General features: G+C 67.9%; 23 protein-coding genes. 16 read left to right on the top strand and 7 right to left on the bottom strand.

Annotation, left to right across the window (positions count from 1 at the left end; translation table 11 throughout):
- Positions 1-19 precede the first annotated feature (19 nt).
- Genes AC3WOH_RS03045 through AC3WOH_RS03060 form a run of 4 tightly spaced genes read right to left on the bottom strand, consistent with a single transcriptional unit; the run spans position 20 to position 3,597 of the window.
- Positions 20-1,732 (bottom strand): flotillin family protein, encoded by a 1,713-nt coding sequence (locus tag AC3WOH_RS03045; protein WP_492227922.1) that lies wholly within the window; start codon positions 1,730-1,732, stop codon positions 20-22.
- Positions 1,733-1,782: 50 nt separating this feature from the next.
- The gene (locus AC3WOH_RS03050) at positions 1,783-2,415 is read right to left on the bottom strand and encodes a YqiJ family protein (protein ID WP_492227923.1); all 633 of its coding nucleotides are present in this window, start codon (positions 2,413-2,415) and stop codon (positions 1,783-1,785) included.
- A complete protein-coding gene (locus AC3WOH_RS03055) occupies positions 2,412-3,086 on the bottom strand; it encodes a PspA/IM30 family protein (RefSeq protein WP_492227924.1) in 675 nt (224 codons plus the stop codon). The genes AC3WOH_RS03050 and AC3WOH_RS03055 overlap by 4 nt, the downstream gene beginning before the upstream one ends.
- Position 3,087: 1 nt before the next feature.
- On the bottom strand, positions 3,088-3,597 hold the full coding sequence (locus AC3WOH_RS03060; protein WP_492227925.1) for a hypothetical protein: 510 nt from the start codon (positions 3,595-3,597) through the stop codon (positions 3,088-3,090).
- A 147-nt stretch (positions 3,598-3,744) separates the two neighbouring features.
- Between AC3WOH_RS03060 and AC3WOH_RS03065 the strand changes: the two genes are divergently transcribed.
- Positions 3,745-5,142 carry an aminopeptidase P N-terminal domain-containing protein gene (locus tag AC3WOH_RS03065; RefSeq protein ID WP_492227926.1) on the top strand — a complete coding sequence of 466 codons (1,398 nt, stop codon included), beginning with the start codon at positions 3,745-3,747 and terminating at the stop codon, positions 5,140-5,142.
- Between the two features lie 11 nt (positions 5,143-5,153).
- On the opposite strand, the gene AC3WOH_RS03070 is transcribed toward AC3WOH_RS03065, so the two are convergent.
- Positions 5,154-6,059: a LysR family transcriptional regulator gene (locus AC3WOH_RS03070; RefSeq protein ID WP_492227927.1), complete on the bottom strand. Its 906-nt coding sequence runs from the start codon at positions 6,057-6,059 to the stop codon at positions 5,154-5,156.
- 102 nt (positions 6,060-6,161) lie between these two features.
- Between AC3WOH_RS03070 and AC3WOH_RS03075 the strand changes: the two genes are divergently transcribed.
- Genes AC3WOH_RS03075 through AC3WOH_RS03085 form a run of 3 tightly spaced genes read left to right on the top strand, consistent with a single transcriptional unit; the run spans position 6,162 to position 7,317 of the window.
- Entirely contained in the window at positions 6,162-6,716 is a 555-nt protein-coding gene (locus tag AC3WOH_RS03075) for a flavodoxin family protein (protein ID WP_184855571.1), read from the top strand.
- Positions 6,717-6,727: 11 nt separating this feature from the next.
- Entirely contained in the window at positions 6,728-6,931 is a 204-nt protein-coding gene (locus AC3WOH_RS03080; RefSeq protein ID WP_492227928.1) for a tautomerase family protein, read from the top strand.
- Positions 6,928-7,317: a nuclear transport factor 2 family protein gene (locus AC3WOH_RS03085; RefSeq protein ID WP_492227929.1), complete on the top strand. Its 390-nt coding sequence runs from the start codon at positions 6,928-6,930 to the stop codon at positions 7,315-7,317. Before AC3WOH_RS03080 ends, AC3WOH_RS03085 begins: the two co-directional genes overlap by 4 nt.
- Positions 7,318-7,416: 99 nt before the next feature.
- On the opposite strand, the gene AC3WOH_RS03090 is transcribed toward AC3WOH_RS03085, so the two are convergent.
- The gene (locus tag AC3WOH_RS03090; protein WP_492227930.1) at positions 7,417-7,710 is read right to left on the bottom strand and encodes a DUF4148 domain-containing protein; all 294 of its coding nucleotides are present in this window, start codon (positions 7,708-7,710) and stop codon (positions 7,417-7,419) included.
- Between the two features lie 278 nt (positions 7,711-7,988).
- Here AC3WOH_RS03090 and pyk point away from each other — a divergent pair, with 278 nt between their 5' ends.
- Positions 7,989-9,425, top strand: coding sequence for a pyruvate kinase (gene pyk, locus AC3WOH_RS03095; protein WP_492227931.1), 1,437 nt, complete (start codon positions 7,989-7,991; stop codon positions 9,423-9,425).
- Between the two features lie 12 nt (positions 9,426-9,437).
- Here the strand turns inward: pyk and AC3WOH_RS03100 are convergent, their stop codons facing one another.
- Positions 9,438-10,178: a phosphatase PAP2 family protein gene (locus AC3WOH_RS03100; RefSeq protein ID WP_492227932.1), complete on the bottom strand. Its 741-nt coding sequence runs from the start codon at positions 10,176-10,178 to the stop codon at positions 9,438-9,440.
- Positions 10,179-10,270: 92 nt separating this feature from the next.
- Between AC3WOH_RS03100 and AC3WOH_RS03105 the strand changes: the two genes are divergently transcribed.
- The 11 genes from AC3WOH_RS03105 to AC3WOH_RS03155 all read left to right on the top strand — a co-directional run bounded on the left by AC3WOH_RS03105 (position 10,271) and on the right by AC3WOH_RS03155 (position 21,801).
- Positions 10,271-10,978 carry a response regulator gene (locus AC3WOH_RS03105; RefSeq protein ID WP_492227933.1) on the top strand — a complete coding sequence of 236 codons (708 nt, stop codon included), beginning with the start codon at positions 10,271-10,273 and terminating at the stop codon, positions 10,976-10,978.
- A 2-nt stretch (positions 10,979-10,980) separates the two neighbouring features.
- Complete coding sequence (locus AC3WOH_RS03110) at positions 10,981-12,360, top strand: histidine kinase dimerization/phospho-acceptor domain-containing protein (RefSeq protein WP_492227986.1); 1,380 nt, start codon at positions 10,981-10,983, stop codon at positions 12,358-12,360.
- 89 nt (positions 12,361-12,449) lie between these two features.
- Positions 12,450-13,514: a class II fructose-bisphosphate aldolase gene (gene fba / locus AC3WOH_RS03115; RefSeq protein ID WP_492227934.1), complete on the top strand. Its 1,065-nt coding sequence runs from the start codon at positions 12,450-12,452 to the stop codon at positions 13,512-13,514.
- Between the two features lie 198 nt (positions 13,515-13,712).
- Entirely contained in the window at positions 13,713-14,828 is a 1,116-nt protein-coding gene (locus tag AC3WOH_RS03120; protein ID WP_492227935.1) for a Re/Si-specific NAD(P)(+) transhydrogenase subunit alpha, read from the top strand.
- Positions 14,825-15,538: a hypothetical protein gene (locus AC3WOH_RS03125; RefSeq protein ID WP_492227936.1), complete on the top strand. Its 714-nt coding sequence runs from the start codon at positions 14,825-14,827 to the stop codon at positions 15,536-15,538. Before AC3WOH_RS03120 ends, AC3WOH_RS03125 begins: the two co-directional genes overlap by 4 nt.
- 34 nt (positions 15,539-15,572) lie before the next feature.
- Complete coding sequence (locus tag AC3WOH_RS03130; RefSeq protein WP_184855581.1) at positions 15,573-16,118, top strand: phenylacetic acid degradation protein; 546 nt, start codon at positions 15,573-15,575, stop codon at positions 16,116-16,118.
- Between the two features lie 30 nt (positions 16,119-16,148).
- Positions 16,149-16,478 (top strand): NAD(P) transhydrogenase subunit alpha part 2, encoded by a 330-nt coding sequence (locus AC3WOH_RS03135; protein ID WP_492227937.1) that lies wholly within the window; start codon positions 16,149-16,151, stop codon positions 16,476-16,478.
- Positions 16,475-17,899, top strand: coding sequence for an NAD(P)(+) transhydrogenase (Re/Si-specific) subunit beta (locus AC3WOH_RS03140; protein ID WP_184855583.1), 1,425 nt, complete (start codon positions 16,475-16,477; stop codon positions 17,897-17,899). Before AC3WOH_RS03135 ends, AC3WOH_RS03140 begins: the two co-directional genes overlap by 4 nt.
- Before the next feature lie 156 nt (positions 17,900-18,055).
- A complete protein-coding gene (locus tag AC3WOH_RS03145) occupies positions 18,056-19,735 on the top strand; it encodes a long-chain-fatty-acid--CoA ligase (protein ID WP_492227938.1) in 1,680 nt (559 codons plus the stop codon).
- A 21-nt stretch (positions 19,736-19,756) separates the two neighbouring features.
- Positions 19,757-20,959: an RCC1 domain-containing protein gene (locus tag AC3WOH_RS03150; RefSeq protein WP_492227939.1), complete on the top strand. Its 1,203-nt coding sequence runs from the start codon at positions 19,757-19,759 to the stop codon at positions 20,957-20,959.
- A gap of 98 nt (positions 20,960-21,057) precedes the next feature.
- Positions 21,058-21,801 carry a 5'-methylthioadenosine/adenosylhomocysteine nucleosidase gene (locus AC3WOH_RS03155; RefSeq protein WP_492227940.1) on the top strand — a complete coding sequence of 248 codons (744 nt, stop codon included), beginning with the start codon at positions 21,058-21,060 and terminating at the stop codon, positions 21,799-21,801.
- The last annotated feature ends 63 nt before the right edge of the window (positions 21,802-21,864 follow it).

A 21,864-nucleotide genomic window follows, 5' to 3' on the forward strand; every position in this document is an offset into this window, starting at 1 on the left:
GCGGCCTGCGGCCGGAGCGTCATTCGGCGGCGTGGCCGGCGGGCGCCTGCCCGCCCTGGGGCTGGCTGCCCAGCATGCCGGCCAGGCTCTGCGCCATGCCGGTGATGCCTTCATTGGACAGGCCCGCGTCCTTCATCACCGCGTCCACGATGGGTTTGGCGATCTGGTACTGCAGGGCCGAGTTCATGACCTGCTCGGGAAAGGTGCCGCTGGCGCCGTTGCCGCCCTGTGCCGTGCCCTGGCTTCCTGCGCCGCCGGGCAGGCCGCCCACCTGCACGATGCGGATCGAGTCGATCTTCTCCATGGGGCGCACGGCCTGGGCGATGATCTGGGGCAACTGCTGCAGCAGCAGGCTGCGCACCTGCAGGTCCACCTGCGCGGCCGACAAGGTGTTGAGCGCCTCGTTCAGTGCGCGCTTGCCTTCGGCCTCGGCCAGGGCCGCGGCCTGGCGCGCGCGGGCCTCGATGGTGATGGCTTCGGCGCGGTCCATCGCGGCTTCCTTCTCGGCCGATGCCGAGACCCGGATCGAGATGGCGTTCTGCTCGGCGTCCTTGGAGGCCTCGATCAGCTGGATGTTCTTGTCGCGTTCGGCCACGGCCACCTGGCGCGCGGTGTTCACGGCTTCCTCGGCCTTCACGGCTTCGGCGCGCGCCAGGTTGGCGGTGGCGTCGGCATCGGACTGCTCGCGCGACTTGGTGGCAATCGCGATCTGCGTGTCCTGGCGCGCGATCTCCACCTGCTTGCGCTGCTCGGCGCGCTTGGTCTCGGTGTGGCGCTCCAGCTCGATCTCGCGCGTCTGGATCACCAGGTTCTTCTCGATCTCGGCGGCCTTGATTTCGCGCTCGGCCTCGATGCGCTTTTGGCTCACCTGGCGCTCGGCCTCGATCTTGGCGGCCTCGGCCTCGCGGTTGCGCTCGGCCTGCTGCGTGGCGATCAGCGCGGCCTGCTCGGCGCGCGTGGTCTCGATCTCGCGCTTTTGCGACAGCGAGGCGAATTCCTGGTCCTTCTCGATGGTGAGCTTCTGGCGCGTGGCCTCCAGGTCCTTGGTGCGCACCTGCACCTCGGTGTCCTGCTCCACGTCGTTGCGCTGCTTGCGCCGGGCCTCGGTCTGCTCGGTCAGGCGCGTCAGGCCCTCGGCGTCGAAGGCGTTGTTGGGGTTGAAGAACTGCTTTTCGGTCTGGTCCAGGCTGGTCAGCGAGACCGATTCGAGCTCCAGGCCGTTCTTCTCCAGGTCCTCGGCCACCGCGTTCTGCACGGCCTGCACGAAGTCGCGGCGCTTGTCCTGCAGCTCCTGGATGGTCATGGTGGCGGCCGTGGCGCGCAGCGAGTCGACGAACTTGTCTTCCACCAGGGCCTTGAGTTCCTCGGGGCTCATGGTGCGCGCGCCCAGCGTCTGGGCGGCGATGCTCACCGCCTCTTCGGTCTGCTTGACGCGCACGAAGAAGGCGGCCGTCACGTCCACGCGCATGCGGTCCTTGGTGATCAGGCTTTCCTTGGCGCGGCGCACCACCTCGAGCTTCAAGGTGTTCATGTTCACCAGCACGCGTTCATGGAACACCGGCAGCAGGATGGCGCCGCCGTCCATGATGACCTTCTGGCCCCCGAGGCCGGTGCGCACGAAGGCGGTCTCCTTGGTGGAGCGCTTGTACAGGCGCGCAAAGACGATGCCGATGGTCAGCAGGGCCAGCAGCGCAATGCCAGCGATGGCGCCCATTTCGATCAGGTTGCTCATTTCTCGGTTTCTCCCTCGGTTGGTGTCGGTATGTTGATGGGAACGGGCGGCTACATCAAGCCCGGATGCGGGTTGGCAATGCAGCGGTAGAAGGCACCGATCTTGCGCACGATGAGGATCTGCGCGCCTTCGTCGAAGACCTCGTCGTCGAGGTCGGGCTCGACCATCAGGTAGTGGGTGCGGCCATGGGTATCGCGCACCCGCGCCTGCGCCGCCAGGCCACGGCGTGCCGCGCCAGCGGAGACCACGCCGGGCCGACCTATCAGCGACATCTCGCTCACGGCCGAGGTCTCGTCGCGCGGAATGATGTGGGCGATCAGTGCGCCCAGGCTGCGCACCGTGGCCATGCCCGGTGCCACGGCCGCCAGGCCCGCGATCCAGACCGGGAGGTAGCCGCCCAGCAGGCCGTTCGCCACCTTCTGCAGGCTGTAGCCGAAGATGGCATAGCCCGTGAGGAACAGCACCAGCAGCACCAGCGAAGGCACCTTGCCGATGTAGAGCCAGCCCAGCACCCGGTCCAGGCCGGTGTCGCCATCGATGTCGGGCAGCAGCTCGTCGAGCCAGTTGCTCGGGCTCAGCGACACCAGCATGCCCAGGCCCTCGATCAGCGCGATGCCGACGATGAGCGCAAAGGCCACGCCAAAGGGCCAGGTTTCCGGTGCGGTGAAGAGCGCGGTGATCACGCCTGCCCCGTCTTCAGGCGCGCCATGCGCTCGGCGATCTTGTGGTCGCGCACCAGCTCATCGAGCTCCTTGAGCTTGGCGGCCTGGTCCAGCGTGTGGCTGCGGTCGGTGCCCGCAAGGCCGGTCTGGCGTGCATAGAGGCGGTCGAAAGCGCCGGTCACGGCATCGATGCGCTGCTGCACCGCATTGGCGCCGCCGGGCGGCGCGGCAGGGGCCTGGGCCGCCGTGGAGCGGCTTTGGCGAAAGGCCTCCAGTGCATCGGCCATCTCGCGCTGCTTGGCCAGCAGCGCCGCCACATAGCCCGTGAGCTCGCTCTCCTGCCGTGCCAGGTCGGCCAGCGTGGTCTCCAGCACCGGGATCTGGGCCTCGATGTCGAGCTGGCGCGCCACGGCGGCACGCGCCAGGTCGTCGCGGCCGGCCGCCAGGGCCTGGTCGATCTGCTCGGCCAGGGTGGCGTGCTGGCCGTTGAGGTGGGCATGCTGCTGCTGGGCCAGATGGCGGTTGGCGCTGGTGCGGCCCAGCTCATGGCGCACCTCGCCGATCACGGTGTCGGCCTCGCGCAGCGACTGCTCCATCACCGCCAGCGGGGCGTGGTTCTCCAGGTGGTCCACCAGCGCATGCACGCTGCCGGCAATGATGCGGCCTACGCGGGTCTTGAGCGAATCTGCCATCTCAGGCTCCTTTCGAAAGAGGGGATTGAATGGTCTGGGCCAACTCCAGGGTCGCTGCGGCGTGGCGCTGCACGACGGCCGGATCGTACGCGCTGGCCTGCGTGGTGGTCGCCTGGCGCAGCAGCATCTCACTGAGGGCAAAGCCCCGCCGCACCAGCAGGTCTTCGAGCCGCGCGGCTTCCTGCTCCGACGCGGGCGCGTTGCTGACCACGATGGCCAGGCAGGTCGTGACATGGTCCAGCATGGCGTTGAGCACATCCGAGTGGCGGCCCGTCTGGCCTTCGGTGCGCACCAGCGACTCGCGCAGTCGCGCCGTGGTGTCGCGCGCCCAGGCGTGGGCGGCCACATAGTCGAGGGCGCCGTCGTGGTGGCGCTTGAGCTGGCCCAGCAGCACGCGCAGCTTGTCGCTGTTGGTGGTGGCTCCCTCCACCTGCAGCTGTGCCAGCCACAGGTAGAGGTCGCTCGGAATGCGGGCGGAGAGGGGCTCCATCGTGCTGGAGGTGGTGACCATGGCATCCATCCGAAGTGGTGTTGAATGCGATGGTATTCACGTGAATACGTTTGTCAACAACCCATTCGGGTGGCGGGTTTTGGAATTGTTTGCAAGCGCGATGGCCCACGGCACCGAAGGGTGGCGGATTCGCGTTAAAAATAGCGCATGAACTCACCGTCCTCGCCATCCATCTATGCCCAGCGCCGCGCGCGCCTTGCTGCCCAGTTGGGTGCCGGGGGCATCGCCATCGTCCCCACGGCACCGGAGTACCCGCGCAACCGCGATACCGACTTCCTGTACCGCCACGACAGCTATTTCTACTACCTGACCGGTTTCACCGAAGCCGGTGCCTGCCTGGTGCTCACGGCCGAAGGCCACAGCACGCTGTTCTGCCGCCCCAAGGACCTGGAGCGCGAGATCTGGGACGGCTACCGCCTGGGCCCGGAGGCCGCGCCCGGTGCGCTGGCCATGGATGCGGCCTTCTCGAGCGCCGTGCTTGACGCGCAGTTGCCGCGCCTTTTGGAGAACCGCCAGAGCGTCTGGTACCCCCATGCCACGCACAACGGCCTGGCCGCGCGCGTGGAGGGCTGGCTCAATGCCGTGCGCGCCCGCGTGCGCTACGGCGCCCAGTGCCCTGCGGTGCAGCAGGACCTGTGCGGCCCGCTCGACGAGATGCGCCTCATCAAGGACGCGCACGAGCAGGACACCATGCGCCGCGCCAGCGACATCAGCGCGCGCGCCCACATCCGCGCCATGCAGCGCTCGGCCCGCATGCTGCGTGCCGGCGAGGACGTGCGCGAGTACCACCTTGACGCCGAACTGCTGTATGCCTTCCGCGAGGGCGGCTCGCAGTACCCGGCCTACGGTTCCATCGTGGCCGCAGGCGCCAATGCCTGCGTGCTGCACTACCGCGCCGATGCCGCCCCGGTGCGTGATGGCGAGCTGGTGCTGATCGATGCGGGTTGCGAGCTCGACGGCTATGCCAGCGACATCACGCGCACCTTTCCGGCCAACGGCCGCTTCACCGGGCCGCAGCGCGCGCTGTACGACCTGGTGCTGGCCAGCCAGGTCGCGGCGGTGGACGCGACCCGCGCCGGGGCCCGCTTCAACGATCCGCACGACGCCACGGTGGCCGTGCTCGCCCAGGGCATGCTGGACCTGGGCCTGCTCGATGGCAACAAGGTCGGCACGGCGCAGGACGTGATCGACAAGCGCGCCTATTTCCCGTTCTACATGCACCGCACCAGCCACTGGCTGGGCATGGACGTGCACGACTGCGGCAGCTACGTGGAGCCCGGCGAGGCCGACAAGGTGACCGAGCGCAAGGACCCGCTGTCGGGCGAGACCATCCTCAACCGCCCGAGCCGCGTGCTGCAGCCCGGCATGGTGCTGACCATCGAGCCAGGCATCTACGTGCGTGCCGCCGAGGGCGTGCCCGAGCAGTTCCACGGTATCGGCATCCGCATCGAGGACGATGCCATCGTCACCGCCACGGGCTGCGAACTGATCACGCGCGGCGTGCCGGTGGACGCCGACGAGATCGAGGCACTGATGCGTGCCTGACGGCGCCGGCGCTACATGCAGGCGATGAGGTGGTCGATGAAGACCCGCACGCGCAGCGGCATGTGGCGGGTGGCGGGGTAGACGATGGAAAATGGCCGGGAGCGGCCGCCCAGCTCCTGCAGCACTTCCGCCAGCCGGCCCTGCCGCAGATCGTCTTCCACGATGAAGCGGTAGGTCTGCAGCAGCCCTGCGCCATGGCGTGCCAGGGTGACCATGCCCAGCAGATCGTCGGAGCAGGTCAGGCTGCCGGCGGTGGCGACATCGATGTCCCGCCCTTCGTGGCAAAAGACCCAGGGCACGGCCTGCCCGGTGCTGGGCAGCACGAACTGCAGGCATTCGTGGGCCGCCAGGTCCTCCAGGCGGCGCGGCACGCCCGCCGATTGCAGGTAGGCCGGCGTGGCAACGACCACCAGCTCGGCATCCAGTAGCTTCCTCGCGACGAGGCCTGAATCGGGCTGCACCCGTGCGCGCACGGCCAGGTCGAAGCCGTCGGCCGTGAAGTCCACATTGCGGTTGCTCAGCTGCACCTCGACCTGCACCTTGGGATAGCGCGCCCGGAAACCCACCAGCGCCGGCAGCACCCGGCAGTGCCCCAGCGTGGTGGGCACGCTGATGCGCAGCTTGCCGGCAGGCTCGGCCTGCGTACCGGTCAGCTCCCGCTCGGCTTCGCTGAGGCGGTTGAGCGCCTGCCGGCATTGGTCGAAGTAGGCCAGCCCTCCATCGGTCAGGCGGATCTTGCGCGTGCTGCGCACGAAAAGCCGCACCTGCAGGCGCTCTTCCAGGCGCGCAATGGAGCGGCTCACGGCCGCCGGGGTCAGCCCCGCCTGCTGGGCCGCGGCCGTGAAGCTCTGGGCCTCGGCCGCCAGGCAGAACAGTTCGATGCTTCCCAGCATCACATCGCCAAACTCGCGGGCCATGCATTACCTCATGTAATGGATGAAGTGAATGGCTGTGAGTTTATCAATGCATGCGTATTCAATAACCTGCGGTTTCCTCTTTTTGTGCCGACCAGGAAACCCATGACCTCTCCCATCTCCATCGTTTTTCACAGCGGCTACGGCCACACCCGCGAGGTCGCGCAGGCGGTCGCGGCAGGCAGCGGCGGTACGCTGCTTGCCATCGACGACCAGGGCGAACTCAGTCCCCAAGGGTGGGCGCAGCTCGATGCCGCGCGCGCCATCGTGTTCGGCTCGCCGACCTACATGGCCAACGTCAGCTGGCAGTTCAAGCGCTTTGTGGATGCCAGCTCCGCCGTCTGGGCCCGCCAGGGCTGGAAGGACAAGCTGGCCGCCGGTTTCACCAACAGTGCCGGGATCAACGGGGACAAGCTCACCACGCTGTACACCCTGTTCTCGCTGTCGCAGCAGCACGGCATGCTCTGGGCCGGCACGGCCATGCCGCCGAGCAATACCAAGGCCGCCGTGCGTGACGACCTGAACTACCTGGCCTCCTTTGCCGGGCTGATGACGGCGACGCCCTCCGATGCCTCGCCCGCAGACATGGTGGCTGGAGACCTGGCCACGGCCCGGGCCTTCGGCGAGCGCATTGCACAGGTCGTGGGCCGCATCGGCTGAAGGGAGCCGCCATGCCCTGCGTGAACATCCAGGTCACCCGTGAGGGGGTGACGCGCGAACAGAAGGCCGCGCTCATCGCGGGCGTCACCGAGTTGCTGGTGCGGGTGCTGCACAAGAATCCTGCGACCACGCATGTGGTGATCGACGAGATCGACCTCGACAACTGGGGCGTGGGCGGCCTGCCCGTGGCCGAGTTCCGAAAGCGCAAGCCATGAGCGCCGACGCGGACTTCGCCGGCGTCACCGCCGCTCTGCACACCTACTTCGACGGCCTGCACCACGGCGACACGGGCCGCCTGGCGCAGGTCTTTCATCCGCTGGCCATCTACTGCTGCGCCACCGAGGGGCCATTGCTGTACCGGACCATGGCGGAATACTTTCCCGTCGTGGAGCAGCGCCCTTCGCCCGCGAGCCGTGGGCAGGCCCGGCGCGACCGCATCCTGTCCATCGAGTTCGCGGGCCCGGTCACGGCCTTTGCGCGGGTGGAGTGCGCGATTGCGCCGCGCTTCTTCACCGACTTCCTGACGCTGGTGCGGACCGAGGGGCGCTGGCAGATCATGAGCAAGGTGTTCCACTTCGACGTGGTGGAGCAAGGCGCGTAGGGCGAGCGTTCCCACCCATTGAAAAAGGCCGGTACCACCTTGCGGTGGCCCGGCCTTTGGCGTGGGGTTGCGGTGCGGTCCGCAACCTCGTCGTGCGAATTACAGGGCGCCGACTTCGCCGTAGGAGATCTGGCCAGTGCGCACAGCGTCTGCAGCCTGGGCACGCACGGCAGCGCGGTCAGCCGTCGACTTGTAAGTCACCACGCGGGAACCAGCGGGCTCCAGGCTGCGCGTCTGGGCGACGGTGGCGGCTTCGGCGGCCACTTCGGCGCGGGTGCGGTTGGTTTCGAACTTGGTGGCGAATTGCGAAGCATCGGCTTCGTCAGCGTAAGCGCCGAAAGAAGCGAAAGCAGCCACAGCGGCGATGGAGAGGAAGCGGGCGGTCGTGTTCATGATGAAAGTGCTTTGGGTAGAAAAAGCGTCTCAAAAAAACCGGAGCGAAAACAACTTCAAACCGGGTTCGGTGAGTCGCCTTGCGGGTTCGGCTCATCGATGGGATGAACTGTACGCCTCAGGTGTTCAGGGAAAAACCACCCAGTCGCGAACTGTCTGTTCCAGTTTTGGAAATAGTCGCCCGGGGCGGATGGGCCCGCCGCGCGGGTGGTAATCCGCATGTAACTGGTTTCGTGTGAAAATTGAAATTCGATTACATAACCCGCAGAGACAAGCCCATGCAAATTCGCCGCGCCACCAAGATCGTTGCCACCCTGGGTCCCGCATCGAGCGACCCGCAACTGCTGGAGGCCATGATCCGTGCAGGCGTCAACGTGGTGCGCCTGAACTTCAGCCATGGCAAGGCCCAGGACCATATCGACCGCGCCACCACGGTGCGCGCTGCAGCCCAGCGCGCCGGGCGCGAAGTGGCCATCATGGCCGACCTGCAGGGCCCCAAGATCCGTGTCGGCAAGTTCGCCGAAGGCAAGGTGCAGCTGGTGCCGGGCGAGAAGTTCGTGCTCGATGCCTCGCGCACCGAGCTGGGCGATATCGACGGCGTGGGGCTCGACTACAAGGAATTGCCGCGCGACGTGAAGGCCGGCGACGTGCTCTTGCTCAACGACGGCCTGATCGTGCTCACCGTGGACGCCGTGCAGGGCGAGGAGGTGCACACCACGGTCAAGCTGGGCGGCGAGCTGTCCAACAACAAGGGCATCAACAAGCAGGGCGGCGGCCTCACGGCGCCGGCGCTCACGGCCAAGGACATGGAGGACATCCGCACGGCGATGAGCTTCCAGGCCGACTACGTGGCGGTGAGCTTCCCCAAGAATGCCACCGACATGGAGATGGCGCGCCAGCTGTGCAATGTGGCGGCCTCCGAGTTCCGCCACAAGCCGGGCCTGATCGCCAAGATCGAGCGCGCCGAAGCCATTCCGCACCTCGAAGCCATCCTGCGCGTGAGCGACGGCATTATGGTGGCGCGCGGCGACCTGGCCGTGGAAGTGGGCAATGCGGCCGTGCCGGCCTTGCAAAAGAAGATGATCCGCATGGCGCGTGACCTGGACAAGGTCGTCATCACCGCCACGCAGATGATGGAAAGCATGATCACCAACCCCGTGCCCACGCGCGCCGAGGTCAGCGACGTGGCCAATGCCGTGCTCGACGGTACGGATGCGGTGATGCTCAGCGCCGAGACGGCGGCCGGCAAGTACCCGCTGGAGACGGTGATGGAGATGGCCACCATCTGCGCCGCCGCCGAGGCTGCCGAGGACCACCCGCTGGATGCCGATTTCACGGGCCAGACCTTTGGCCGCATCGACCAGTCCATCGCCATGGGCGCGCTGTTCACGGCCCACCACCTGGGCGCCAAGGCCATCGTGGCCATGACCGACAGCGGTGCCACGGCGCTGTGGATGAGCCGCCACCGCATCCACATCCCGATCTATGCGCTCACGCCCAAGGTGGCCACGCAGCGCAAGATGGCCATGTACCGCAATGTGCGCCCGCTGCTCATGGACACGAGTGCCGACCGCGACACGGCGCTGGAGCAGGCCGAAGGCCACCTCAAGACCCGCAACATCGTGCAGACGGGCGATGTCTATGCCATCACCTGCGGCGAACCCATGGGCGCACCGGGCGGCACCAACATGCTCAAGATCTGCCGGGCCGGCTGATCGCCCACGCCTTCAGGGCGCCATGGCAACGTGTCCGGTTTGCGGTGCCATGCGTCGGCGCAGCCGGCGTGCGGCCAGGTCGCAGATCCAGGCCGTCGTCCAGCACAGCCAGCCCGACCACAGGGTGTGGCTCATGAAGTGCGCGCCCCGCGCCTGCTGGGCCAGGCCCAGCAGCAGTCCGGCCAGCAGCGATGCGGCCAGGCAGAGCCAGGCAGCCCGTGGCTGCACGCGCCGCAGCGCGAACCAGCCGCCGAGGAAGGCGAAGCCCGCCGAGGCGTGGCCGGCAGGGAAGCATCGGCCGCTGCCCCCGTCGGCCAGGCCCCAGGCCCAGTGCGAGGCGTAGCGCGCCACGCCGCCGAACTCGGCCATGTCCCAGGGGCAACTGGTGCTGCTCAGGTTCTTGGCAATGCCCACCACGGCGAGCGCGAGCAGCGCACTCACCACCCACTGCAGGCGCTCGCCCATGTCCAGGCGGCGCAGCGGGCCCATGGGCCACCACACGCCCAGCGCCAGCAACAGCACCAGCAGCCAGCCCACGCGCCGCGCGCCCTCGTGCGCCACATGCACGAAGAACCACTGGTCGCGCAGCGGGAATCCCGAGGCGCTGCCGAATGCCCGGGCCAGCAGCCTGTCCTGTCCCAGAAAGTCCCACAGTACCAGCAGGGCCAGTGTGGCCAGGGTCCATGCCGCGATGCGGCGTTGTTCGGGTGGGAGGCGGTGGGGGGACGCAGGGGGAGAGGACGGCAGGCGCATGCGGCGACGATAGAAAGCCGCTCTTAACGCCGTCTTAAACCCCTGCCGACCGCAGGCGGCGCGCCGCGTGCAGGACTGCCACAATGCCCCCCATGCGAATCCTTGTGGTGGAAGACGACGCCGGCATTGCCAGCGGCCTGCGGACCAACCTGCAGCAGCGCGGCTACGCCGTCGATGTGTGCGATGGCGTGGCGGGCGCCTGGGCGGCCCTGCGTGCCGAGCGCTTCGATGCCGTGTTGCTGGACCTGGGGCTGCGCGATGGCGATGGCAGCGAGGTGCTGCGCCGCCTGCGTGCCAGCCCGGCTGCGACGGCCGGGGCGCAGGCCGTGGCGGCGCTGCCCGACCCGGCCACGCCGGTGCTCATCCTCACGGCGCGCGACCATGTCACCGAGCGCATCGCCGGGCTGGACCAGGGGGCCGACGACTACCTGGTCAAGCCCTTCAACGTCGATGAGCTGGAGGCCCGGCTGCGTGCCATGCTGCGCCGTGCCACCGGGCGGGCCACGCCCACGCTGCGCCATGCCGACATCGAGCTCGATCCCGGTGCCCGCACCGTGCACCGGGGCGGCCAGGCGGTGGACATGTCGCCGCGCGAGTTCTCGGTGCTGTGGGTGCTGATGGACGCGCGTGGCCGCGTGCTCTCGCGCCAGCAGATCGAAGAGCGCCTGTACAGCTGGGACGTGGCCATCGAGAGCAATGCCATCGAGGTCTACATCCACCACCTGCGGCGCAAGCTGGGCAGTGCCTGCATCCAGACCATGCGCGGCGTGGGCTACTTCATGCCGCAGGAGAAGCCCTGATGATGAAGTCCTGGGGCCGGCGCCTGCTGCGGGTGGCCGGCAGCGCCTCACTCACGCGCCAGCTGCTGCTGTGGTCGCTCGGGGCCCTGGTCCTGGTCTGGGCCAGCTTTGTCTACCTGGGCTACCAGACCGGCATCCATGAGGCCGACGAACTCACCGATGGCCACCTGGCCAGCGTGGCAGCGCTGCTGCTCAACCTGCGCGCCTCGGAGTCGGTGGCGGTGGAGAACACCACCCAGCGCGCGGCGATGCCCTGGCTCAAGGCGCACGACTACCAGCAGTCGCTGAGCGTGGTGCAGTGGGACGCCCAGGGCCGCCTGCTGGCGCACACGGGCAGCGCGCCCCTGCCGGCCTTCAGTGCCGCCGAGGGTTTTTCCAACCTGACCCTGGGCCCCAAGGCCGTGGTGTGGCGCAGCTTTTCCCAATGGTCGGCCGACCGCGACCGCAAGGTGGTCGTGCTGCTGGAGCTCAATGAGCGTGACGATCTGGCCGAGGACATTGCCGAGCAGATGGTCGAGCCCGGCCTGTGGCTGCTGCCCGTCGTGGCCCTGGCGCTGGGTCTGGCGCTGTGGAGGGGTCTGCGTCCCTTGTACGAACTGTCGCGCGATGTGGCGGCGCTCGACCCGGCCAGTGCCGAGCGGCTGACCGCGCGCCGTGCCTGGAGCGAGTTCGAATCGGTGGTGGCATCGATCAACACCCTGCTGGAGCGCCAGCAGGCCGCCATGGCACGCGAGCGCCGCCTGGCCAACGAGGTTGCGCACGAGCTGCGCACGCCCCTGTCTTCGATCGCCCTGCAGGCCAGTGCGCTCGACAAGGGGCTGGACGCCGAGGCCCAGGCCCAGGCGGTGGCGCGCATTGGGCAGGATGCGCTGCGCGCCGGCCATGTGCTCAACCAGTTGCTGGCCCTGGCGCGCGCCAGCCGGGCCGAGCTGCACGAGGCCAAGGCGCCGCTGGACCTGGCGGCCATCGGCCGTGCGGTCTGTGCCGACTATGCGCAGGCCGCCTGGCAGCGTGGCGACGAGATCGCACTGGCCGGGCCCGAGCAGATGGCCATGGCGGGCCATGCCGTGCTGCTGGACCTGGCGCTGCGCAACCTGCTGGAAAACGCCCTCAAGCACACTCCCCGGGGCACGCACATCGCCGTGCAGATGGGATGGACCGACGGCGGTGCGGCCTGGCTGCAGGTGTGCGACGACGGCGGTCGCGAAGCAGGTGGCAACGCCCCGCCAGCGGCGGTGGACAGCCTGCACCTGGGGCACGAAATCGTGCGCCGGGTGGCCGAGGCCCATGGCGGCCGTTTCGGGGCGGCCGCGGCACCCGCGCCATTTACCACCTGCTACCGGCTGGAATTTCCTGCAGCCCCCTTGGCGGCGGCCGGGTAAAATCACGGGTTACCAAGCGGTTACCGACCGCGCTGCGCCTGCCTGCGGGCGCCCGGCACCCCATCAACCCCTGTACGGACCTCACGACCATGCCTCTCGTCTCGATGCGCGAACTGCTCGACCACGCCGCAGCCAACAGCTACGGCATCCCTGCCTTCAACGTCAACAACCTGGAGCAGGTCCAGGCCGTGATGGCGGCTGCCGACGAGGTGGGCGCACCGGTGATCCTGCAGGCCAGCGCCGGCGCGCGCAAGTACGCGGGCGAGCCCTTCATCAAGCACCTGATCCAGGCCGCCGTCGAGGCCTTCCCGCACATTCCACTCGTGATGCACCAGGACCATGGCACCTCGCCCAAGGTCTGCTCGGGCGCCATCGACCTGGGCTTCGGCTCGGTGATGATGGACGGCTCGCTGATGGAAGACGGCAAGACCCCTTCGTCCTTCGACTACAACGTGGACGTGACGCGCAAGGTCGTGGAGATGGCGCACAAGGTCGGCGTCACCGTGGAGGGTGAGCTCGGCTGCCTGGGCAACCTGGAAACCGGTGAGGCCGGTGAGGAAGACGGCATCGGCGCCGAAGGCAAGCTGGACCACAGCCAGATGCTGACCGACCCCGAAGAGGCCGCCGTGTTCGTCAAGGCCACCCAGCTCGACGCCCTGGCGATCGCCATCGGCACCAGCCATGGCGCCTACAAGTTCAGCCGCAAGCCCACGGGCGACATCCTGGCCATCAGCCGCGTCAAGGAAATCCACCAGCGCATTCCCAACACCCACCTGGTGATGCACGGCTCCTCCTCGGTGCCGGCCGAACTGCTGGCCATCATCAACCAGTACGGCGGCAAGATGAAGGAAACCTACGGCGTGCCCGTCGAGGAGATCCAGGAAGCCATCAAGTACGGCGTGCGCAAGATCAACATCGACACCGACATCCGCCTGGCCATGACCGGCGCAGTGCGCAAGTTCCTGGCCGAGAACCCCGACAAGTTCGACGCGCGCGAATGGCTCAAGCCCGCCCGCGAAGCCGCCAAGCAGGTCTGCAAGGCCCGCTACCTGGAATTCGGCTGCGAAGGCCAGGGCAGCAAGATCAAGGGCCTGAGCCTCAAGGACGTGGCCCAGCAGTACGCCGCAGGCACGCTCGCACAAGTCGTTCACTGAGCAACCGACCCCCGCGCCAAAAGCCCGCCAGCCTTGTGCTTGCGGGCTTTTTTTGCGCCCGAAGTGTCTCCTTTGCGATGGGGAGCTGCCTCTACATCAGGCGAAAGCGACAGCCATCAAAGTTTCTTCATGTAAGCTCGCGGTCAGCAAGTAAGTAATTTCACTGACCTTACAACCGACCTTGAGCAAGGAGACGACATGCTGATTGGTGTGCCTGCAGAGTCCATGGCAGGAGAGACGCGGGTTGCCGTGACCCCCGAGACGGTCAAGAAGCTCAAGGCCCAGGGCCATACCCTGCGCATCGAAGCCGGCGCCGGGGTGGCGGCCAGCGTCACCGATGCGGCCTACGAGGCCGCAGGCGCCGAGATCACCGATGCCGCCGGCGCCTGGGGCGCCGACCTGCTGCTCAAGGTGCGCTGCCCCTCCGAGGCCGAGACCCCGCGCCTGCGCTCGGGTGCCACGCTGGTCGGCATGCTCAACCCCTTCGACGCGGCAGGCCTGCAGCGCCTGGCCGCGGCCGGTGTCACCGCCTACGCACTCGAAGCCGCACCGCGCACCACGCGCGCCCAGAGCATGGACGTGCTGTCCTCCCAGGCCAACATCGCCGGCTACAAGGCCGTGATGATCGCGGCCGACCGCTACCAGCGCTTCTTCCCCATGCTCATGACGGCCGCCGGCACCGTGAAGGCCGCGCGCGTGGTGATCCTGGGCGTGGGCGTGGCGGGCCTGCAGGCAATCGCCACGGCCAAGCGCCTGGGCGCCGTGATCGAGGCCTCGGACGTGCGTCCCAGCGTCAAGGAACAGGTCGAATCGCTGGGCGCCAAGTTCATCGACGTGCCCTACGAAACCCAGGAAGAAAAGGACGCCGCCGAAGGCGTGGGCGGCTATGCGCGCCCCATGCCGCAAAGCTGGCTCGACCGCCAAAAGGCCGAGGTCGCCAAGCGCGTGGCCCAGGCCGACGTGGTCATCACCACGGCGCTGATTCCCGGCCGCCCGGCGCCTGTGCTGGTAACCGAGGAGATGGTCCGGTCCATGAAGGCCGGCTCGGTCATCGTCGACCTCGCCGCCCCGCAGGGTGGCAACTGCCCGCTCACGGAGCCCGGCCAGACCGTGGTCAAGCACGGCGTGACCCTGGTGGGCGAGACCAACCTGCCGGCCCTGGTGGCGGCCGATGCCTCCTCGCTCTATGCGCGCAACGTGCTCGACTTCCTCAAGCTCATCGTCAACAAGGAGGGCGCCCTGCACATGGACCTGCAGGACGACATCGTGGCGGCCTGCCTGATGGCCCACGAAGGCACGGTGAAGCGCGCATGAGGGCGCTGCTGCCCCGCCTGCTGGCCGCTGCGGCGACCCTGGCGGTTCTGTCCGCCTGTGCCCCCATGCCTGCCGGCCCGGCCGAGTTCAGCGCCGGGCGCACGCGTGTGGTGCTGCCGTCCCCCGCCTGGGAAGACCTGGGCAGTTTCAGCGAAACCCTGTCGGCGCTGCCGCCGCCGGCCAGTGTGCCCCTGCAGACGCGTGCCACGGTGCTGCGCGGCGCGCGCAACGAAGTGCTGGCGGTGATGCTGGTGCAGTCCCACCAGCGCAGCGATCCGCGCGAGCGCACGCTGTGGACGGCTTCGTGCCAGGAGGAGCAGGGCCTGTGGGTCCGGGACGCCGCCGCAGGCAGCCCCCTGCGCGTGGACTGCCTGCGCTTCAAGCGCTGGGCCCATACCAGCGACCGCTTCCTGGACAAGGCCCACCCCGGCCTGGTGCGCTGGGTGCAGGAGCACGGTGTGGCGCTTGCGCAGCCGCATTCGCACCTGAATTACCGCTACGCGACCGAGGGCGGTGCCTACATCGAGGTGGATGCCCTGGTGGACCTGCGCCTTTTGAAGCTGCCCGCAGGCAATACGCCCGACTACCTGCGCGCCGGTACTGCGGCCGAGGACTGGAGCCAGCAGATGGCCCGGGCCGCGCGCGTGAGTGTCGGCATGATGGATGGATTCCTGGCAGTGCCGCCGTTCCCCGCCGCACTGCCGCAATAAACGCACAACAACACCGCCAAGGGAGGCACGGAACATGGGGATCATTTTGCAAATCCTGGGCCTGGTCATCACCTTCACCATGGCCATGGAGGCCCTGCGGCGCTTTGGCATCGATGTGGGCTGGCTCAACCCGCTGACCTTCTTCCACCGGCGCGCCTGGAAGAAGAAGGTCACGACGCCACCGCTGTACGCGCTCGACCACCCGGTGGACGTGGTCGCCGTGCTGGCCCTGGCCACGGTGCAGACCACGGGGGCCATCACCGTGCAGCAGAAGACCGGGGTGCAGGCGCTGCTGCAGGAACACCTGGCGTTGACCGAAGGCGATGCCGGCAGCCTCTGGGTGGCCAGCGCCCACATGCTGCGCAACCGCGCCCTGGCGCTCAGCGAGCTGCCCGAGGTGCTCGCGCGCAGTGCCGACAAGTTCACCGATTACCACGTGCAAACGCTCAAGACCGTGATGCGATCGGCAGCTCTGATCGAGCCGCCCATCAACGCGGCCCAGCAACAGCTGATCGACGCTGTGGATGCCTATTTCGCCAAGAAGAACGCTGCCAAAGGCCCCTGGTCGGCCGCAAGCTAACGCCCATTGATTGAAGAAGGACACATTTCCATGGATGCCGTCTCTCCCACCCTCATCAACCTCATCATCTTCGTGCTGGCCATCTATGTGGGCTACCACGTGGTCTGGACGGTGACCCCCGCACTGCACACACCGCTGATGGCGGTGACCAACGCGATTTCCGCCATCGTCATCGTAGGGGCCATGCTGGCCGCCGCGTTGACCGAGACCACCCTGGGCAAGAGCATGGGCGCAGTGGCCGTGGCGCTGGCCGCGGTCAATGTGTTCGGCGGTTTCCTCGTGACGCGCCGCATGCTCGAGATGTTCAAGAAGAAGGACAAGAAGGCTGCCGCGCCCAAGGCCGAAGGAGGCCAGGCATGAGCATGAACCTCGTCACGCTGCTGTACCTGGTGGCCAGCGTCTGCTTCATCCAGGCGCTCAAGGGGCTCTCGCACCCCACGACATCGATCCGCGGCAACATCTTCGGCATGACAGGCATGGCGATTGCCGTGCTCACCACGGCGGCGCTCATCGTCGAGCTGTCGGGCGGCAAGGCGCAGGGCATGGTCTATGTGCTGGGCGCCCTGGTGGTGGGCGGCGCGGCCGGCGCCATCATGGCCAACCGGGTCGAGATGACCAAGATGCCCGAGCTCGTGGCCTTCATGCACAGCATGATCGGCCTGGCGGCCGTGTGCATCGCCGTGGCCGTGGTGGCCGAGCCCTGGGCCTTTGCCATCGTGCCCAAGGATGCGCCCATCCCCGGCGGCAACCGCATCGAACTCGCCCTGGGCGCCTTCATCGGTGCAGTGACCTTCAGCGGCTCGGTGATCGCCTTCGGCAAGCTCTCGGGCAAGTACAAGTTCCGCCTGTTCCAGGGTGCACCCGTGCAGTTCGCGGGCCAGCACAAGCTCAACCTGGTGCTGGGCCTGGCCGTGCTGTTCTTCTGCTTCGGCTTCTGGCACTCGCAAAGCTGGATCGACATCGTGCTGGTGATCGCCCTGGGCTTCATCCTCGGCGTGCTCATCATCATCCCCATCGGTGGCGCCGACATGCCGGTGGTGGTCTCCATGCTCAACAGCTACTCGGGCTGGGCGGCCGCGGGCATCGGCTTTTCGCTGAACAACTCGATGCTGATCATCGCCGGCTCGCTGGTGGGCAGCTCGGGCGCGATCCTGAGCTACATCATGTGCAAGGCCATGAACCGCTCGTTCTTCAACGTGATCCTGGGCGGCTTCGGCGGCGATGCCACCAGCGCCGCTTCGGGCGCCAAGGAGCAGCGCCCGGTCAAGAGCGGCAGCTCGGACGATGCGGCCTTCGTGCTGGGCAATGCCGAGACCGTGGTCATCGTTCCCGGCTACGGCCTGGCGGTGGCGCGTGCCCAGCACGCCGTCAAGGAGCTGGCGGCCAAGCTCACCGAGAAGGGCGTGACGGTGAAATACGCCATCCACCCCGTGGCGGGCCGCATGCCCGGCCACATGAACGTGCTGCTGGCCGAGGCCGAGGTGCCGTACGACCAGGTGTTCGAGATGGAAGACATCAACGGCGAGTTCGGCCAGGCCGACGTGGCCATCATCCTCGGTGCCAACGACGTGGTGAACCCCGCCGCGCACACCAAGGGCAGCCCGATCTATGGCATGCCCATCCTGGAGGCCTACAAGGCCAAGACCGTGATCGTGAACAAGCGCTCCATGGCGGCGGGCTACGCCGGCCTGGACAACGAGCTGTTCTACATGGACAAGACCATGATGGTTTTCGGCGATGCCAAGAAGGTCGTCGAGGACATCGGCAAGGCCATCGAGTAGGCCAGCCGGGCAGGCCATTTCCCACGGCGAAAGACCCTTCGGGCGCTACGGCAAAAAGCCCTGTCGCCTAGGGGAAACTAAGCACCCACGGAGCCACCACCGGCAGGGACAATGCCGGGGTTCCATCGCAATCAGAAGTTTGGAGAGACACGTACTATGACCGACCGTCCCTGGCTGGCCGCCTATCCGCAAGGTGTTCCCGCAGATATCGATACCTCGCAGTACCCCTCGCTGGTGGCGCTGATGGACGAGGCGTTCAGCAAGTACGCCAGCCGCGTGGCCTACAGCTTCATGGGCAAGGACGTGAGCTACGGCCAGACCGATTCGCTGAGCGCCGCGTTCGCGGCCTACCTGCAGGGCCTGGGCCTGGTCAAGGGCGACCGCGTGGCCATCATGATGCCCAACGTGCCGCAGTACCCCGTGGCCGTGGCCGGCATCCTGCGCGCCGGCTTCGTCGTGGTCAACGTGAACCCGCTGTACACCCCGCGCGAACTCGAGCACCAGCTCAAGGACTCGGGCGCCAAGGCCATCGTCATCATCGAGAACTTCGCCACCACGCTGCAGCAGTGCATCGCCAACACGCCCGTCAAGCACGTGGTGCTGGCCGCCATGGGCGACCAGTTGGGCCTGCTCAAGGGCACGCTGGTGAACTACGTGGTGCGCAACGTCAAGAAGTTGGTGCCCGCCTACGACCTGCCCGGTGCCGTGCGCTTCAACGACGCGATCGCCCGCGGCACGCGCGGCAGCTTCAAGAAGCCCGACATCCGCCCCGACGACATCGCCCTCTTGCAGTACACCGGCGGCACCACCGGCGTGAGCAAGGGCGCGGTGCTGCTGCACCGCAACGTGCTCGCCAACGTGCTGCAGTCCGAGGCCTGGAACGCGCCCGTGATGGCCAAGGTGCCTGCCGGTGAGCAGCCCACCAGCGTCTGTGCGCTGCCGCTGTACCACATCTTCGCGTTCACGGTGAACATGATGCTGTCCATGCGCACGGGCGGCAAGACCATCCTGATCCCGAACCCGCGCGACCTGAAGGCCGTGCTGGAGGAACTGTCCAAGCACACCTTCCACAGCTTCCCGGCCGTGAACACGCTGTTCAACGGTCTGGCCAACCACCCCGACTTCAACACCGTCAACTGGAAGAACCTCAAGGTCTCGGTGGGTGGCGGCATGGCCGTGCAGGGCGCCGTGGCCAAGCTCTGGCTGGAGAAGACCGGCTGCCCCATCTGCGAAGGCTATGGCCTGTCGGAAACCAGCCCGTCGGCCAGCTGCAACCCCGTGACGGCCAAGGAATACACCGGCACCATCGGTGTGCCGATTCCCGGCACGACGATGAAGCTGCTGGACGACGAAGGCCACGAGGTCACCACCCTGGGCCAGCCCGGTGAGATCGCCATCAAGGGCCCGCAGGTCATGGCCGGCTACTGGCAGCGCCCCGATGAGACCGCCAAGGTCATGACCGAGGACGGCTACTTCAAGTCCGGCGACATCGGCATCATGGACGAGCGCGGCTTCTTCAAGATCGTGGACCGCAAGAAGGACATGGTGCTGGTCAGCGGCTTCAACGTCTACCCCAACGAAGTCGAGGAAGTGGTTGCCAACTGCCCTGGCGTGCTCGAATGCGCGGTGGTCGGCGTGCCCGACGAGAAGACCGGCGAGGCCGTCAAGCTGGTCATCGTGAAGAAGGACCCGGCCCTCACCGAAGCCCAGGTCAAGGAGTTCTGCAAGGCCAACCTCACGGGCTACAAGCAGCCGCGCGTGATCGAGTTCCGCACCGAACTGCCCAAGACCCCGGTGGGCAAGATCCTGCGCCGCGAACTGCGCGACAAGAAGTAATCCCCAAGGCAAAGCGGCCGCATGCCCCTGGGCACGCTCCATGCCTGGGGCGCCAACCACCTGGGCCAGGCCGGTGCCGGGCCGGGCGAGGACCGTTGGACCCCGGCACCCGTGGCCGGCCTGCCGCCCGTGCAGGCCGTGTGCTGCAATGGCGCGGGTGCCGCGCTGGCACTCGATGGCAAAGGCCTGGTCTGGAGCTGGGGCTGGAACCACCAGGGCATGCTGGGGCGTGGCCCGCAGCCGCCCGGTGCCGAACCCATCTGGCCACCCACCGCGCTGCGCCGGCGCGGCCACCGCATGCAACCCCCGGACCCTTCGGATCCGGCGGCGTTCGTGCTCCAGGGCGCCTGCCCGCCCGCACGCATCTCCGGCCTGCCACCCACCGTGCAGATTGCCCTGGGCAGCGACAACGGCTACGCGCTCGATGACCAGGGGCAGCTCTGGGCCTGGGGCTCCGGCATAGGCACCGGCCACCCCTGGCCGAAGCACCAGATCGAGACCCCGGTGCAATGGACCCCTGTGCGCGTGCCAGGCCTGCCGGCCCTGCGCAGCGTGCACATCCACCCCGAGGGCCTCGCGGCCTATGCCATCGACACCACTGGCCAGGCCTGGAGCTGGGGCAATGGCCATGAGGGCGAGCTGGGCCACGGCAAGCGGCGCAACGATCCCGTCCCGGCGCAGATCCCGGGCCTGGCCGCCGTGCGCAGCCTGGCTGCCGGCAGCTTCTGTGCCCTGGCCGTGCAGGAGGACGGCCGTGCCTGGGGCTGGGGAAATGCCCAGGACGGCATCGGTTTTCTGCCCCCCACGCGGCGCACGCTGCGGGTGCTGGAGCCCGTGCCCGTGCAGGATCTGGGGGCGGCCGTGCAGCAGGCCTGGGTGGGGGGCCATCTGGCCCTCTACCGCACGGTGGCGGGCACCCTGCATGGCGCCGGAATCGGGTTGGCGGACCTGCTGGCGCGCCATGCCCAGGAGGGCGATGGCGCCATGCACCGATTGCCCGAACTCGACCGGTTCTCGCACTTCTTCCTGGGTGAGCACCATGGGTTTGCCGTGGATGCGCAGGGTGGTGCCCACGGCTTCGGCCGGGTCGAATGCGGTGCACTGGGCAACGGTGAAGGGGGTGAAGACCTGCTGCGCCAGGCGGTGCCCCTTCCCCTGCCGGGCGCGGTGCTGGCCATGGCGGCCGCAGGCCACAGTTCCTTCGCCATCTGCACGCCGGGATAATCGCTCCACTGCCAGCCCTTTCTGCGCGGCGCCCTCGGGGCCGCTGCCAGGCCATTGCGGGGGAGAAGACCCGCAAACCATCTGTCCGTTCCATTGCCATGACCACTGCCATCCTCAGTGCCTTGCCCGAAGAGCAGGCCAGCCTCATTGCCCGGCTCGAGCGCGCCCAGCGCCTCACCCATGCGGGCCGCTCCTTCTGGAAGGGTGAGCTGTGCGGTCGCCCTGTGCTGCTGGCGCTTTCAGGCATTGGCAAGGTGGCGGCGGCCACCACGGCCACGGCACTCGCCGAGCACTTCGGTGTGGCACGCATCGTGTTCACCGGCGTGGCGGGAGGCCTGGGCGAGGGCGTTGGCGTGGGCGACGTCGTCGTGGCAGAAAGCTTCCTGCAGCACGACATGGACGCTTCCCCCTTGTTCCCGCGCTGGGAGGTGCCCGGCTATGCGCGCACGCGCTTCGACTGCGACGCGCGCCTGTCCGCCCTGCTGCAGGACGCAGCCCGCAACTGCCTGTCCGGCGCCGACCGGCTGCCCGAACTGCAGGACGGTGCCCACTGCGTGCACCAGGGCCTGGTGGCCAGCGGCGACCGTTTTGTCTCGGGTGCTCAGGAGGCCCTGCGACTGCGCGAGGCCCTCGGCGCAGCCGGCCACACCGTGCTCGCCGTCGAGATGGAAGGCGCTGCGGTGGCCCAGGTCTGCCTGGACTACGGCGTCCCCTTCGCCGCCATCCGCACCATCTCCGACCGTGCCGACGACACTGCCCACGTCGACTTCCCCGTCTTCATCCAGACCGTCGCCAGCCGCTACGCCGAGCACATGGTGCTGGCCCTGATGCGAGCGCTGTGACCCTGTAGCACAAGGGCTCACGGTCCCATGAGCAGCTACATGGCGCAGGCGTTTCGAAAAACC

It is taken from the genome of Acidovorax sp. FW305-C-20-28 (genome assembly GCF_058783375.1).